Annotated in this window: 13 protein-coding genes; all 13 read right to left on the reverse strand. The window is 48.7% G+C overall.

Translation table 11 applies throughout. The annotated features are described in order from the left end of the window. Window position 1: 1 nt before the first annotated feature. On the reverse strand, window positions 2-1,312 hold the full coding sequence (locus ACK8NJ_RS14600) for an ABC transporter permease (RefSeq protein WP_000012260.1): 1,311 nt from the start codon (window positions 1,310-1,312) through the stop codon (window positions 2-4). Beyond that, window positions 1,313-1,969, reverse strand: coding sequence for a hypothetical protein (locus tag ACK8NJ_RS14605; RefSeq protein WP_000192884.1), 657 nt, complete (start codon window positions 1,967-1,969; stop codon window positions 1,313-1,315). After that, a complete protein-coding gene (locus ACK8NJ_RS14610; RefSeq protein ID WP_001192027.1) occupies window positions 1,953-2,660 on the reverse strand; it encodes an ABC transporter ATP-binding protein in 708 nt (235 codons plus the stop codon). The genes ACK8NJ_RS14605 and ACK8NJ_RS14610 overlap by 17 nt, the downstream gene beginning before the upstream one ends. A 10-nt stretch (window positions 2,661-2,670) precedes the next feature. Beyond that, window positions 2,671-3,624, reverse strand: coding sequence for an ATP-binding protein (locus tag ACK8NJ_RS14615; RefSeq protein ID WP_411961740.1), 954 nt, complete (start codon window positions 3,622-3,624; stop codon window positions 2,671-2,673). Further along, complete coding sequence (locus ACK8NJ_RS14620; RefSeq protein WP_115429373.1) at window positions 3,621-4,844, reverse strand: beta-ketoacyl synthase; 1,224 nt, start codon at window positions 4,842-4,844, stop codon at window positions 3,621-3,623. The genes ACK8NJ_RS14615 and ACK8NJ_RS14620 overlap by 4 nt, the downstream gene beginning before the upstream one ends. A gap of 4 nt (window positions 4,845-4,848) precedes the next feature. Next, the gene (locus ACK8NJ_RS14625) at window positions 4,849-7,407 is read right to left on the reverse strand and encodes a beta-ketoacyl-[acyl-carrier-protein] synthase family protein (protein WP_096930587.1); all 2,559 of its coding nucleotides are present in this window, start codon (window positions 7,405-7,407) and stop codon (window positions 4,849-4,851) included. A gap of 73 nt (window positions 7,408-7,480) precedes the next feature. Then, window positions 7,481-8,641, reverse strand: coding sequence for an aminomethyltransferase family protein (locus ACK8NJ_RS14630; protein WP_247840610.1), 1,161 nt, complete (start codon window positions 8,639-8,641; stop codon window positions 7,481-7,483). Between the two features lie 35 nt (window positions 8,642-8,676). Continuing rightward, window positions 8,677-8,958, reverse strand: coding sequence for an acyl carrier protein (locus ACK8NJ_RS14635; protein ID WP_000106017.1), 282 nt, complete (start codon window positions 8,956-8,958; stop codon window positions 8,677-8,679). Between the two features lie 21 nt (window positions 8,959-8,979). Next, window positions 8,980-9,528 carry a 3-hydroxyacyl-ACP dehydratase FabZ family protein gene (locus ACK8NJ_RS14640; RefSeq protein WP_000049966.1) on the reverse strand — a complete coding sequence of 183 codons (549 nt, stop codon included), beginning with the start codon at window positions 9,526-9,528 and terminating at the stop codon, window positions 8,980-8,982. 3 nt (window positions 9,529-9,531) lie between these two features. After that, complete coding sequence (locus ACK8NJ_RS14645) at window positions 9,532-10,293, reverse strand: SDR family NAD(P)-dependent oxidoreductase (RefSeq protein ID WP_001389574.1); 762 nt, start codon at window positions 10,291-10,293, stop codon at window positions 9,532-9,534. Window positions 10,294-10,306: 13 nt separating this feature from the next. Then, entirely contained in the window at window positions 10,307-10,675 is a 369-nt protein-coding gene (acpS, locus tag ACK8NJ_RS14650) for a holo-ACP synthase (protein ID WP_001219669.1), read from the reverse strand. 15 nt (window positions 10,676-10,690) lie between these two features. Next, on the reverse strand, window positions 10,691-12,310 hold the full coding sequence (locus tag ACK8NJ_RS14655) for a ShlB/FhaC/HecB family hemolysin secretion/activation protein (protein WP_024230241.1): 1,620 nt from the start codon (window positions 12,308-12,310) through the stop codon (window positions 10,691-10,693). Window positions 12,311-12,398: 88 nt separating this feature from the next. After that, window positions 12,399-16,211 (reverse strand): filamentous hemagglutinin N-terminal domain-containing protein, encoded by a 3,813-nt coding sequence (locus ACK8NJ_RS14660; protein WP_411961741.1) that lies wholly within the window; start codon window positions 16,209-16,211, stop codon window positions 12,399-12,401. Window positions 16,212-16,446 lie beyond the last annotated feature (235 nt).

Raw genomic sequence — 16,446 nt, forward strand, 5'->3', positions numbered from 1 at the left:
CCTACGAGAATTTAAATGCGTCAGAAATATTCAGCCGGGAAGCACGTAAAGCCGGTAACACAGAGGCTCCTGTTGCTGTCAAAATGGGTAATACCACCGTCACCCAAATCAATTCCGGGTTACTGGTTTTTATAAAGGCGGTATAGCCGATGGTTTGTCCAGGCGATGGCGGCATCGCAATACCATAAAGATTAATAATCCAGGCTAGCACGCCCCCCACCATCAGGCTACCGACTGCGCCAATCACACCAATAAAAATACCTTCCGTCAGAAACAAGCGCGTGACATGAAGAGGCTTCAGACCTATGGCACGCAGAGTGGTTATTTCACGGGTGCGCTCAACAATGTTCATTGCCATCGAATTGCCGATCATGAAGATGACAATCAGCGCAACAATCAGCTTGATGAAGAAATAGATCCCCGACAGTAACCCCTCAACCTGTTGATAAAAGAGTGAAACATCACGCCAGTCTTTGACCACCAGCGGCAAATGATTGCGTTCTATAAACTGACGCAGCTTCGCGCTAAACGCCGCGGTGTCATCCTCTTTAAGCAGAATAAGCACTTTGCTGACGCCATCCGTACCCATCATGCGCTGCGCAGTGTCCAGCGGGATCTTCATCGCGACATCGTCATAATCTTTAATGCCTGACTCAAAAATGCCACGCAGTTTTAGCGACAATGCGCCCTGCCCGCCCGCCGTGTTGACGACCATCACATCCAGCCAGTCGTCGTATTTCGCATTCAACGTTTTCGCCAGGCCGCTGCCCAGGGTGATTTCATCACCTTTTACCCGGGAAAGATCGCTCCCCGCGATAATCTTATCGAACGATCCCAGCTTTAAAGCGGGTAACGGCTCGACACCCAGCGCAGAGAAATAGCTGGAGGTTTCGCTCTCGTAATGTGAAATTACGCCAGTAAACTCAAGTTGCCCGGAGAGCGTGGAAATATCTGTCGCCAGCGTCGGGTCCGACAAAATAGCTTTCTTTAACGCCGCATAATCGGCAATCAGGCTCTTATTTTTATTCGACGTTTCAAAATAGTGCTGATTGTAAATCTGTACATGACCAATATTGGTACGAATCGTCTGCTCTTTCAGGATCCAGAAAGAGTAATCAATAAATCCGCCATATAAAAAAATTGCCACGCCGCCCAATACAATGGCAGTTATAGTAGAAAAAGAGCGACGCTTGTGGCGAAAGAGATTCAAAAATGCAAATTTGACATCTCGTGAATAAAACAGAAGCTGATAAAACACAAAAAACAGAATCAGCAGGAGAACGCAATTAACAGCTAAAATTTCCCCGGACATTTACTCACCTTTCATCAGCGGCAGCAGTACCTGGGTTAACTCTTCACTATCCCATTCTGGTACAACATTAAAATTCTGCGTCAGCGACTGCGCAAGCGCGGCGTTTTGCCCTTTAATTTGCGCCAACAACGCATTCGCGCGGGTGGTGTCCTTGCAGTGACGTAATGCACGATAACGCATCGCCAGAATATGGTCGCGAATCGTTGTCGCCCATATCGCCGGGTCAGCCAGCATGTGCTCGGTGTCTTGGACTGTCACCACGCAACGCCCTGAATCTGCGGGTAAATAGGCATCTACGCGGGCACGTAAATAACGTACGCGTTGATTTTTCTCCTGCAAATCCACCGCTTCATCCAGCCAGAAAAAGCCGCTTTTTGCGTATTCTGAGGCATGGATAAAATCGTTTGTTGCCGCATAACCGTCCGCCTGACGCAGTAAGCCATAGGCGTAAAAAACCAGCGCCACCACATTGTGCCTGGCTTCATACTCTTTCTTTAACGCTTCGGTCAGCGTCGCCAGCGCGGCAGGCTGCGCCGGAAGCCCTTGTTGCAGAACCTGGTTAACGGCGTCGGGAGTTGCCGCGTAAATCTTCGGGGCCAAAAATGCCGCATACAAAAAGACGCCGATGAACAAAAATCCTTTATGCATCTGAGTCATGAATCAATACTCCATCCTGAATTTCAACCACTCGCCGTGCCCGCGCTTTTAATTCGCTGGAGTGCGTGGAAATAACAAATGTGGTGCCGGTCTGCTGATTAATCGTCAACAGCAGGTCCAAAATAGCCTCGCCGGTTGCCAGGTCTAAATTTCCCGTTGGTTCATCGGCAATGACCACCATCGGTTCGTGGGCCAGTGCCCTGGCGATGGCGACACGCTGTTGTTGACCGCCCGATAATTGCCCAGGTTTGCGATCGCCAAAACCGCTTAATCCGACGCTATCGAGATAATGCAGCGTCCGTTCAGTGGCTTCTTTTTTACTGAACTGGCCATTAAGCACCAGTGGGAAATAAACGTTATCGAAAACATTTAATACCGGCATAAGATTAAAAAACTGAAAAATAAAACCCAGATGTTTTCCACGAATCACAGCTAACTGCTCTTCCGGCAGTTGGTTCAGTAATTTATTTAAAAATATCACCGTTCCGCTGGTCGGTTTATCAATACCCGAGAGAATATTCAACAGAGTACTTTTACCACTGCCTGACGGCCCACACAGTGCGAGAAATTCGCCTTTATTGATATCAAGATTAATGCTTTTAAGCGCATCAACCTTTCCTGCCCCGGCACCATAACACTTGTAAATGTTGCTAAGCGAAATAGCGGGCAACGATTTAATAGTAGATTGCATACGACTGTCGTTATCCTTCAAGGTATTCAAGGTCAAAGTAGTGATAACCAAACTGTTTATCGGCAATGACCGTACGCATTTTTCCACCGGGCTGAATATGACGGGTTAAATAATCCATACTCAGCGCGGGCGTCAGACAACCGCTTTCTCCGTAATGGGCTACCAGGTCGATAACGCCAGCAGCAGGCCGGGACGGCATTTGTCGCCGTTCGCTGAAGGCCATGACATCAATATCCGTAGCATGCTGTGGCGAAGTGCCGGAATGATATTCCCCGCATTGCAGCCTGATGGCGCTCTCACGCTGGCTGAGAATAAAACAACCCACTCGTTCAACAGATAAATTCACCTCATCAGCGCGACGGGGGAATAAACGCTTAGGCGGTTTACCCATATCCTCTTCAGAGAATACCAGTACCGGAATTGCCCGATAGGCAGCGCAAATAACCACGTTATCGAATACATCCCAGGCGAGATAATCCTGCGCCATACGCAGCGCCTGAACGAATGCCTGTTTTTCGCCACGAATTTTGCAAGTCGGCTCCGTTATCGAAAACTTCTTAAGTAAATTCTTGGGAAGCGTATCAATAGTGGCGATATGCAGCGCACTGGAAATTTTTTCAAACGGACCGGATTCGCCCCAGGAATCGGCATAAATAAATGCCGTGCGCGATTTCATTAACTTCATGCGCTCTTTAGTCGGCATTTGTTGTAATGCAGAATCGGTTACCTGCTCCATCGCCTCAAGGTAAGGCATATATTGCGGATTACGGATCCGTTCTGGCGCATAAATATCGTTCTCCACGCCAAAGCGCTTCAGCCCCCAGCCATTAGCACGGGTGCCGTATAATCCTCTTTCGTACATATGTGCTTCCCAGGCGTTGAGCCAGGTCGGCTGATAAAAATAAAAAATGTCGTCCGGTTCCGTAAGCGCCCAGGAAGACAGGTAGATACTCTTTTCCGTCATTTCGCGCGCCCCGCTTGCATATTTGTCATGACAACGCCAATAACTGAACCATCGACACCCACACCAACCTTCAGCAAATGGCGTTTGCTATGGTTTGTCACGCTGCCGTCCGTAAGTACCAGCGAAGCCATGCTGTCGATAATGACGTCGTTGCCAACAGGTGCGATCAGTTGGTGATGCGTCAACGAATGGTGGCCAATGATCAGATCGACAACACCAGATCCGGTTGCGGTATAGCCGATCTGCCCTTTATAGGCGAGAACGGGGATCTGCCGCTCCCCTGCGAACATGATGATGGCTTTGGCTTCCGCGTTATCGCTCACTGCCGAACCGTTGCCGTGTGGAAGAATGGCTGCAAGATCATCCAGCGCAATTTCAGCCTGCTTCATCGCGGCCTGCATGACCTTGTGCACGTTAGTGCTAAGCCAGGAGGCATCGTTGCTGCGGCCCGCGCTGATTTGGGTGTAAGTCGTTTGCACCCTTACGCCCTCACTTTGTTGACGCGCCCGGCGGTGATGAGCGCTTTCCAGTAGGAGCGCGCTAAAACCTTCTGCGAACGCCACACCTTTACTGTTTTCACCAAACGGCTGAACCTGTTCGCTGTCCAGCATCGATTGAGTTTCCAGGAACCAGATGTCCTGGGTTTTAATTTTCGAACAGTTCAGCACAATCGCGAGATCAATCCCGCCCTGCTCAATGCCCTGCGTCGCCAGATGCACCGCAGTCAGTGACGAGTTACTGGTGCAGTTCATGTTAGGCGGCAAATACTGCAAGCGATATTTGCGCGCAAGATGGCTTGAGATCGTGTCCTGCGACATCTTTGAGGCATGCAGATTTGTGATGGATTGCGTTAAGTTGATATCTTCTACATCGTTGTAATTATAGAAAGATTTGTAATCCAACCCGTCGATACGCGGCCCAATACCGGTCAGGTAAACGCGAACGTTGCGCCCGGCCAGGCAATGCTTATCCAGCATTGCCTGTTCCAGGGCTTCGTCGATCAACTGAGACAGCAGGTCCAATGCGCTATCGTCCACCTGTTTCAACGTCGCCACTGACGGATTACCCTTAAACCCGCATTTAATGGCTTCCTCGTTGGAGGTAAACCAGGGTGTACGCGCAACGCGTTTCCCCTGTTTCAGATTGTCAATTAACTGCGAACAGTCTTCGGCATACGGCATCCACACGCTGTAACCCGAAATAATAGCGGCATTGTCCACAGTCTTATCCCTTAATGACGAACGCGTAGTAGTTGCCGCCTTCCGTTGCGCCAACAAGCAGGACATGGTTCAGCGCAAGTTTCATCGACTGGCGTACAAAATTCACACGCTCATCAAAGAATTCCACCGTATTTGGAATCGCAGGTACTGCCTGCTTCTTAATGCAGTCAGTAATCACGGCGAGGTTAAGCAAACCAGCGGCAGAGGCGACAAAACCAAAGCAAGCGTTGTAGTTCACTACCGGCACCGCCGGGTTTTGCGCGGCGAAGGTGTTATAGATCGCGTCAATTTCGATACGAGAATGGTCATCGCTACCGTTGCTGGTACCACATACCAAATCAATATCGCCAGCAGAGATGCCCGCATGGGTAAGGGCGCGTTCAATGGCCAGCGCCATCGACGCGGATTTTTCTTCCAACAATGAGGCGTCGAAGTAGGTATTGCTACATGACTTGCCGTAGCCCACCACTTCCGCGAGAACCTCAACGCCACGCGCCGCAGCCAACTGCGGATCTTCCAACAGCAGCATGCAGGCACCTTCGCCCGGAACATAGCCCTGCGGATCTTTACCGTAAATCTGATAGTCACACGCCTCAGCCGTCATGTGGATCTTTTGCGTCACCGCATCCATATACAGCGACATAGACGGGAAGTACTCATCCGCGCCGCCAACTAATACCTGCGGTTGCAGGTTCTGCCGGACGATTTCATAACCGTAGGTCAGCGCGCCCAGCGCCGAGTTTTCCCCTGTCGCAAGCGTAGTGGTATACCCTTTGATCCCTTCAGAGATCCCGCAGAACGTTGGGATCGCATTCATCAGCGAGCCAGGAAATTCCGACGTACGTACTTTGCGTGGATCGGGTTTCAGGCTTTGCAGATATTTGTAGGTGGTTTCCTGCGGACCACGGGACATCCCCATGATCATGCCCAGCTCATCGCCGTCGCGTTTGATTTTACGCTTCGCCTGTTCCAGCGCTTCGGTGAGTGCGATCAGGGCAAACGTGCCGCCACGGGTCGCTTTACGCGGGTCAAAACGACGCAGGTGTTTACGCGGCTCCAGCCCGGAAACCTGGAACGTTTTGAAGTTGCTTGCCGTTTCCGGAAGCGTAGCGTCGCTGAAGCTGTACTCTTCATCAAACAGCTCGGCAAACTGGTTTGATTCATCCAGCACGGCCAGCAGCTCTTTGGCTTCTTCCAGCGTATCGTCCGGGAAGGTTACGCTACCCAGTTCAACGTGGTGGTCCTGCGCCCAGATGTTTTCCAGAACCTGGTTGAGCGTGTGGCCAATTGCGGATACTGCACCGACGCCCGAGATAGCCACACGCTTCGAATCATAGGTACTGACCGGAATGGACGCGGGCTCCATGCTCAGGATCATGCAGCAATTGTTGCCGCCGAAGGCATAGTTATTCTTCATGAAGATGTTCACTTTGCGATCGCGAAATTCATTCGGCACATAGTCCAGATCGCAATTCGGGCGTGCCTGGCTGAAATTCAGCGTCGGCAGTACGCGGTTGTCCGGCAGTGTTGCCAGACAGGCAATCAGTTCCACAATCCCCGCTGCGCCAATGTTGTGGCCAAAGTAAGATTTGGTGGAGCTCACCAGCAGTTTATCGTGGTTAGCGAAGACCTTTTTCATTGCCAGCGTTTCGATACGGTCATTGGCTTCGGTACCTGTACCGTGCGCGTTGACGTAATCGATTTGCTCTGGGGTTACGCCCGCATTTGCCATTGCCTTGTTCATGACCTGCACCGCTCCGCTGGCACGCGGATCTGGCCCGGTTTCATGGAAAGCATCGCAGGAAGTGGCGTAAGAGAGGATCTCACCATAAATGGTCGCCCCACGGGCTACGGCATGCTCATACTCTTCCAGCACGATAGCGCCCGCACCTTCACCAATCGACATACCGGACTGACCCGAGAACGGCGTACAAGTGTCTGGATGCATGACATTCAGTGCGTAGAATCCGGCAAAGGTCGGCAGATAGATGGGCTCAGTGCCCACTGCCAGCATGGTTTTGCTTTTACCATTCTGGATGTAGTCAAAGGCCATCCCCACGGCGTTCGGGCTGGCGGTACACGCGGTCGCCACCAGTTCAACCCCACCCTGTAAGCCCAGCAGCGTTGAAACGCTGGAACAACAGGATGAGAATGCGCCGGAAAAGAGTGCTTTACGCAGCGAGAAATCTTCCATGCGCTGTTCGAACAGCGGCAAAAATGCCTCTGTTCCCGCGGACGAAACACCGACGATCATGCCTGTTTCTTTGAGGGTGTCACGGCTATCCATCAGGCCGGCCTGACTCAGCGCATCTTTACCCACTTTGTAGGCCCAGAGCGCTGCGTTATCCAGTGAATCGATAACATCATCGTTCAGATCGGAGTACTCAATGTCATGCAACACTTCTGCCGCACGCGCATTTTCAAACCATTTTGCAAAGCGTTCGCTATCCTTAACGCCATTTTTTTTATTTAATAATGCTTCCCGGAAATCCTGAATATTTTCCGCCAGTGAGGACAAAATCCCCAGCCCGGTAATAACAACTCTTTTCCTGTTCGTTTTCATGAATAATACCTGGCTATCCCGCCAATTGGGGTTAATTTAAGCCGCGTAAGCTATGGTCACGCGGCGATATTCATTACGCTGCGCTTTTATTTTTTGACGCGTCGATATAACTGTGCTCAGTTGGGCTAACCAACATGCTCAGGTTATAAATAAACGGCATACATTTTGATTGCGCCGGAATAATTCCGTGGGCAGTTTGAATTTCGTAGCCGCTGATATCAGACCAGGCGTAATCCTTTTCCAGCAGGGTCAGGGCAATGAAACGCTGCAATGCCGGGGAAAATACCGCTTTCACGACATAACCCACGTCTTGACCTTCCACCAGCACGCGATCGCCAGCCTCAATGCCTTCGCATTCTTCCTGAGCGATCATGCCGATGAGTTTATTACCGGTATACTCCTGGGAAAGCTCTGTCACCGCGCCCTTGCCAATAAAATCATCTTTGTCGTACTGCACCGCCCACTGCATCTGCAACTGAACCGGATTCACTGCCTGACCTTCCCACAGGCTGGCATCCCAGCATGGATTTTCGAGGCGTACGATTTTTTGATAATCCAGGCCGCCGGTCTGCATCAGGTATTTCTCGCCGACGGTTAACAGTTTTTCCCACTGCTCCGCCAGTTTCGCCTGCTCACCGATGGTCATGTATGCATACTCACCGTGTTTACCACAGCGGAAGATCAGCAGATCCTCATCGGTATTCATGTATTCGTAGTAAGGCAGGCCAATCACGTCAAAGCCATGAATTTCAGACATGATCTCCCAGGAGTATGGGCCTTCGAGCAGGATTGCCCCCCAGTTGTTTTCCCGCATATCCTGAATTTCAGGCAGCGATTGAATATCCAGTTCTTCCGCTTTTTCGAGAATGGTATTCATGCTGGCGATCAGTTCGGCAGCCGAAATATCTTCAGACAGCAGGTAATAACCGTCGATGCTGCACAGCACATAGACGTCTCCGCGAATGGTGCCCTCTTCATTCAACACCAGTGAGTAGATTGCCTGCTCATCACGAATGATGGAGACATCTGCGGAAACCAGCTGGTTGATCAGCGCCCAGGCATCATCGCCCATGACGCTAACAATAGAGAGGTGAGAATAGTCCACCAGCAGCGCGTTTTCACGAACGGCTTTATATTCGGTGATAGCATCGTGATAAGAAGAAGGTAGGGTACGGTTGTTATATACCCCCATTACCGCATTATTTTTCAAGTGAAATTCAGCAAGAGATTTCATAAAAGTGTCCTGATAATTAATTCTTTAATAAGTAGTTAATCGTTTTTCTTTTGAATAACGAAGGTGGCCAGACTATTGATACTGCGCATATAGGACGGGTCGTCACTTTCGCTGATCTTGATATCAAAAACTTTATCCAGCAGGACGACAATTTCCGTGGCATCGACGGAGTCCAGTTTAAAACCATTACCAAACAGCGCAGTATCATCATCAATTTGCGCTTCATCGCGTTGAATATTCAGGCGCTGGATGATCTCAGTTTTAATGGTCATCAGAACTTCTTTACGCTGTTCAATAGCGTCATTCATGGTAGACATAATATTTACTCTCTTATTGGATTACTTGGTTTCACGGAAATTGATAATGGTGCCCTGACTAATCAGCTTTTTACCGACGTACGCGGTCACGGAATAGTGTTTAAAGCCACTGGCATCCGAAAAAGCCAATTTGCTGACAACATCAATAGAATCACCCGGATAGGCGATGTCTTTAAATTTCAGGTTCTGAGCAGCCAGCACGCCGCGTACCTGGCTGCGCCGGGTACGGATAATTTCCAGCATTTCAGGGCGGTGAATACGTGCGTGAATATCACGTAACGACTTCAGTTCTTCCTCAAAACGTTCGCGCCAGATGTCGCAAATGTCGGTCAGGAAAGAGAGATACTCGCTGGCCTGGCCGAAGATTTCCGAAATAATCACCCCGGGCATAATCGGATCTTCCGGGAAATGCCCCAGCAGATACGGTTCGTTATAGGTGACGTGTTTCACGACACTGACAAAGCCATTTTCGCCGTATTTATAATCTGCAATTTTATCGACCATCAGCAGTGGCTGACGCCAGCCGCCCATTTCGAGGAAGATTTTCGAAGGAATCGTGTATTTAGACATAAATCACCGCATGACCAGGCCGCCATCGATAACGATGGTCTGGCCGACAATGTAGCTGGACGCAGAGGAACTTAAGAAGACGATGGTGTTTGCCACTTCTTCACATTTCCCCAGACGGCGTAACGGGATGGTACTGGTTACCGCACGGACCACTGCGCGGGATACTTTTTTCACCATTTTCGATTCAATCATTCCCGGTGCGACCGCGTTGACGCGCACGCCCCAGGGTGCCATTTCTGCTGCCAGCGTGCGGGTGAAGCCGAGGATCGCCCCTTTTGACGCACTGTAATTCGCCTGACCGACGCTGGGGATCAGCGCTGCAATAGAGGCAACGTTAATAATGGCGGGATTTTCTGCCGCACGAAGCAGCATCAGCGCGTCTTTCGTCAGACGGAAAATGCTGAACATGTTGGTTTCGATAACCTGGGTGAAATCCTCATAGCTCATCGAGGCAAACAGGCTGTCTTTAACGATGCCCGCGTTATTCACCAGCACATCAATCTTGCCAGCTTCGCGCTCTATCTGTTCGCACAATGCGCTCACGCTCTGTGGGCAGGCGAGATCGCACTGCACAATATGCAGTTTATCGCCTGCAGGATGGCTTGCTTTCAGCGCCGTTAATTGCACGTCGTTGGATTTATAGAGCGCATAAACATCGCAGTTCTGCTCCAGATATTTTTCGCAAATACCCAGTCCAATATCACCACTGGCTCCTGTCACCAGTACGGTTTTTTCATTTAAATCATTATATTTGTACATATTCATCACATATGTTGAGTTAATAAACGATGACAGTCGCAATGGCGTGGGTACGGCAATGCGAAATACTCAGGGAGTTATTTTGCAACCCCTGCCCGATAAAAATTTCTTGTAGTCTTCCGGAAATAACGAAATAAGGTGCTTTGGCCGCATCATGCTTTATTTCAATATCCTGGAAACGTACGCCATCACGAAAACCACAACCAATCGCTTTAACTAACGCTTCTTTCGCCGCCCAGAATCCAGAGGCCCGTTCATAATCAGGTTCTGCAGGGTTAATGAGTAAGCGCTCATGAGCAGTATAAACACGCTCATAAAAAGCCATCTCTCCATTAATAATGGCTTTGGTTATTCTGGCAATTTCAACAATATCTGTCCCTATTCTCATTAATCTCGTTATCCTTTACATTTGGTACGAAAAATTAAAATTCACATTCACCCGATCAATATCTAATGTCGCCGGATACTTTAATGGGGTAGAAACGGAAAAGTTATACTCAAGACTTTTAATGTTTCCATCAATACCAACTGCCGCGCCCATCAGTGATTCATCGCCATAAGAAGCGTCCTGATACACTTGCCCAAAATCAAGACCGGCATAATAGTTAGCTTTCATTCCAGGCAAAGGAAATGCCAGCGTATTTTTTATATAAAAACCATCATTCCCTGACAAACCTACGCTATTTTCAAACCCGCGAATACTCCAACGATCGCCAACTGTAATTTGATCTTGCAAAGTCAGTTCACGCGGTGCGTACTGGGCAAAAAAAGCAGTATTGTAATATCCATTTTTTATTTGTCGGGTATAGTTACCCTCAAAATTAAAGATATTGCTTACCGGACTAACGTCGCCATATTGCATATCTGGCGTTTTTTCACCACCGAACCAGGTTAAAAAGCGTTGCCACGAGAGGGTTGAATCCCAGAACGCGCCGGGTAACTGTTGCTTATAATTTAGCCCCAGTTTGATATTTCCCATATCCCGCGCCTGTAATGTCAGCTCCTCACCATTAAGCGTGTAATTCGACTTTCGACGAATGAGTTCTGCACTACCGGCGAATTTTTTTGTTTTATCGCGATAAACGGTACGTGTCGCCTTTGCGCTCAAGTATTCGCTGGTGCCAACATAATCCAGCGAGATGTACGAAAGCGGAATCACCTGCTGCGATTTACTTTTGCTATAGAAAAAGCCGTACTCCCAGTAACCCACCGGAATGGAATAATAACTACTGACGTTTTCATACTGTCCTGTAGTACTACGCGTACCGGCGAGATAAAACAGATCCCCCATTTTCGCTGGATTAAACAGATAACCCACCGCGGTTGTCTGGTAACGGCCCGTTTCTTCATCGCCCCAATTGTTGTAACTTGCCCGAACGCTCCAGTTTTTCCCCCGGTGTGTATCAATATGAACGATGCTATAACCATCCCGTGTTCCCGGTTCAATATTAATTTTCACATCAACGTCAGGTACTCGCTGAAGATTTTCCAGCCCCTGTTCAATATCGCGAATATTGAGAATATCGTTACGCTGAAAAGGTAACATCCATTCACTGATGTCATTACCTTCCACAATCGTTTTTTCTATCTTCCCGGCATTAACCTGGAAACGTAGCTTGCCTTTAGAAATATCCTGCGAAGGGATACTAATTCGCGTTGTGATATATCCGGCATTAATATAATAATCCTGCAAGGCAGCAGCAATTTTTTGCACACCAGCACTACCGACACAACGTCCGGCAATCGCTTTTTGCACTTCAGAAATCAACTGACCACCCAGAAAGTTATCTTCCAGTTCTACCCGATTAATGATAAAGCAATTCTTTTCCTGCGGCAGATCACCCAGAGTAAACGCATCACGTTGTGCATTTGAGTAAACATCTTTTTTTTCTAATTTATGCGCGCGTAACGTGCTTTCATCTGCATTTTTTTGCTGCTTGATCAAATGATCAAGACTGTCTTTCGCTGCAACCTGAAAACAACAAAGAATGAGCAGCAAACCAAAATTAAATCGTAAGTGCATTATCTTCTCAAACTAAATAAAGACAGCAGCAACCCCTGCGTGACATGACGCATTAATATTAAAAGCCACTGCTGTCTTTGGTTACATCTTACATGCCGACAATAGTACCGGTGTTATCAGTTTCGTTTGCTTCTAACGCTAAACCGTAGAAGCCACCGAGAACAGCGTCTTTACCGCTATTCGTAACCTTATTTGCCGATACGCCAGCGACACTATAACTCAGCATATTGAGGTAGTTATAAATATTACCGGTGGTCTTAACCCCCAGAGAATAATCACCCACAATATTTCCACGGTTATTAATGTCATTCACGGCATTGATCGCGATGGTTTGCCCCAACATATTACTGTTGCTGTTGTTGGTAACATACTTCTGCGTATCAATAGTCAGCGCAGTTCCCGCCACAATGTCTTTAAAGTTCTCAACACCGTTCAGGGCATTAATGGTCAGCGCGTTGTCCGCTGCGATGGCATTACGGTTATACAGCGTGCCTTTCAGAACATTGAAATGCACATCCCCTTTACCGCTGATCCAACCATAGTTGGTGACGCTGTTATCCACGTTCAGATCCAGGTTTTTGTCAGACGCAATCACGCCCGTGGCGGTATTGTCTTCCAGGCGACCATCGCTGGCGTTGTTCAACGACGCCGCATAAACGTCGAGATTACCGGCGCTGTAAGTGGTGGCATAGTTGTTGTAGAACATACCAGCCGCACGGATGATGGCATCAGCCCCACTGCTAAGAAGCGCGCGGGTATTATCCAGCGTTCCCCTGGACAGCAGATTAAGCGGACCATTTTCAGCGATGATGCTGCTGTTATTGTTGTAGACGTTCTGAGCAGAAAGCGTGACACCTTCTTTACCTACGATGCCGCCAACGTTGTCGGTAATTCCAAACAGCGCGCCGTTATTACGCAGGAAGTTATTCCCGTCGCGGTTTTCGAGGTTGCCGCCAGCGTTAATAACCAGCTTTTTATTCGCCGCGATCAGCGCAGTGTTGTTGTAAATCGTCGATTTAGCATCGACAGAAACATTCTCACCGGCAATCAGACCATAGGCGTTGTCTATGATGTTCGCTGTCAGAGTCACGTCGCCCGTTTCAGAGGTCAGCGAGCCCTTAAAGCTGTCGTAGTTGCCCGTCAGTGCCAGCGTGACATCGTCATAACCACGAATTTCACCGTAGTCGTTGTTCAGATTGCTGCCTTTTACAGACAACACGCCGTTCAACGCATGCAGATTACCGCGGTTGTTACCCACGTTGCCCTTCGAATCGATAATCAGATCGCCTGTCGCTTCGATGGTCGCGTTATTGTTCGCCACGCTATTTGCCGTTAATGCGACATCCCCATAACCCACCATATAGAGATAGTTATACAGGTTGCCTTTGGTCGTCACGTTCAAGTCAGCGTCACTGACAATGTTGCCACGGTTGTTGATATCGTTAACCGCGTTAATAACGATATTCTGCCCCACCATATTGCTGTTGGAGTTGTTGGTCACATGGCGATTGGTGTTCATCGTCAGGTCGCCGCCAGCAGAAATATCCTTCCAGTTTTCAATACCGTTCAACGCGGCAATATCCAGCCCCTTTTCAGCCGCAATGGTATTGCGGTTATACAGGTTGCCGTTATTCACCGTGACATCAACATCGCCTTTACCGCTGATCCAGCCGTAGTTGGTAAGGCTATTCACCACTTCCAGTGACAGATTTTTATCAGATGCAATAAACCCGGTCGCATTGTTATCGATCATCGTACCGCTGCTGCTGTTTTGCAGCGTGGTCGCGTCGATATCCAGGTTGCCCGCACTCCAGGTGGTAGCGTAGTTGTTGTAATACGTTCCGCCAACTTGAATAGATGCATCCGCCCCGCTGGTGACCAGAGCACGCGTGTTGTCGAACGTGTTCTGTGCCTGGAGAGTCAGAGGACCATCCTCAGCGATAAGACGACTGTTGTTGTTATAGATGTTCTGCCCGGAAAGCTCGATGCCTTCCTTGCCGACCATTCCACCCGTTTGCTGAGGCATGCCGAAGTACAGACCATATGCATTACCGAAGCTATTGCCATCGCGGTTTTCAATATTACCGAACGCGTTTATCTTCAGTTTTTTGCTGGCCACGATCAGCGCTGTGTTGTTATTGACGCCAGACATCGACTCCATCGTGATGTTCTGCCCCATCATGAAGCCGCCGTGGTTGTCCACTGAGTTGGCTAACAGGGAGATATCACCCTCTTCAGAGCTGATCACGCCAATGTTATTGGTCAGGCTGCCGCCAACGGCGACTTCAATACCCTGCTTACCGCTGATCCCCCCGGTATCGTTACGCAGTGAGCTTCCCTTGATAATCACTTTGCTGTTGGACAGAATTTTGCCCGCATAATCGTCGACCGTGCTGTAACTTGACAGGGAGACGTTGCCATTAGACGCAATCTGTCCGCCATTGTTATTGATGTTGTTCGCACCAATTTCTACGCCGGTATCTGCAATAATGCCCAGAGAGTCAGAACTGCCGGTATCGGCGGTTTTGGTTGAACCATTATTTACGCTACCTGCCGCACCAATAACGATATGCCCGGTGGAGGAACGGATCAGACCTTTGTTGTTATCCACATTACCGTTACTGATAATGGCGATGTCGCCAGTGGTCTGAATATCACCGTTGTTGTTATTCAACGCGCCTGATTCAAGCCCCACATAACCGCCTCGAATCTGACCATTGCTGTTGTTGAGCGTCCCGGTTTTCAGCGCCACGATACCCGCTTCAATCCCGACAGAACTCCCTTTACCAGAGTTAATCAGCGTGGCGTTATTGGTATCGACCGCCAGCATACCTGCTGCCGCAAGCTTGCCGTTGGTATTGTCAATCGTACCGCTGTTAACGTAGATATCGCCCATCGTAGAGATGTTACCCGCACGGGTATTCACGATAGTATTCTTGTTGGTATTGAGCGAGATAGTGCCTACAGATGTCACCGTACCGGTGGTGTTATCCAGAGTACCATTTGTCGTCAGGTTGATCGTGCTTGCAGACTGAATCTGGGCATTGCTATTTAACAGGTTACCTTTGGAATCGATGCTGACACCATTAACACCCCCAGCAATAACGCCAAGGTTGCGAACCCCTACACCTTTCTCGGTGCTAACCAGACTGATTTTGTTCGCATACATTCCGCCCAGTTTGGCAACATCTACGCTGTAACCGTTACGGGAACCCGTGGCGGATACGCTACCGGTCACCTGGCCTGCGGCGTTAACATAGTTATTGCCAGCAACAACGTTCAGCTCATCGGCAGACACTTTGCCGTTAACCACCACGTTACGGGACAGAATTTCTGTCGGGCTAGCGTTATCCAGTTTACCGAGCGTAATGGTACCGCCGTTCACGGAATAACCGGCCAGCTTGTCATCCTGGATATCCGGCGTCCCGGTGGTTAAGGTCAGTTTACCTGTATTGATTGAACCACCACCGTTTACAGTAATACCATTCGGGTTGGCAATAATCAGATCCGCTTTATCCCCTGCAACTTCCATCATCCCATTAATGGTTGAAGGATTTTTGGAAGTAACTTCATTCAGGATCACCTTCGCCGACCCGGAGGTCAGATTACTGTTTCCCTGAATATTTCCGGCAAGTGAAGTACTGGATTCATTAGCGCTGTTATTGAAAACGACACCATTTTTATCAACGTTTAGGTTATCCCAGACATTATGAGATAAACCGCTACCGTTAGGTTTGTTGATGTCAACGACTGGCACACCATTGGCGTTATATACCGTTCCATTTTTTATGACTAATCCCGCCGCTTGAGAAGCTACAGGAAAAGACAACATCATAAGTATAGCAATAGGGGTTAATGCTTTACCCACCGTTGCTTCCTTACTTAAATTTATCATCGCCACTAACGTTTTCCTTATTGATGCTATTCATTTTGGACATGCAGATCACTTTTGATGACTCACGGAATATCAGCAAAAATGATTGCGGCAAATCCTATCACCTGGCGCAATAAAAAATCACGGAAAATAAGCTGAAATAAGGACTCAAAAAAAACAACTAAGAGTTATTGTTTTTTCATCGAACGGCGAAGTACCTAACTTACTAAAACTCAATAATTTAAAAGTCCCCCCTCCTTCC

Origin of the sequence: Escherichia sp. F1, from assembly GCF_046764225.1 — a bacterium.
GTDB lineage: Bacteria > Pseudomonadota > Gammaproteobacteria > Enterobacterales > Enterobacteriaceae > Escherichia > Escherichia coli.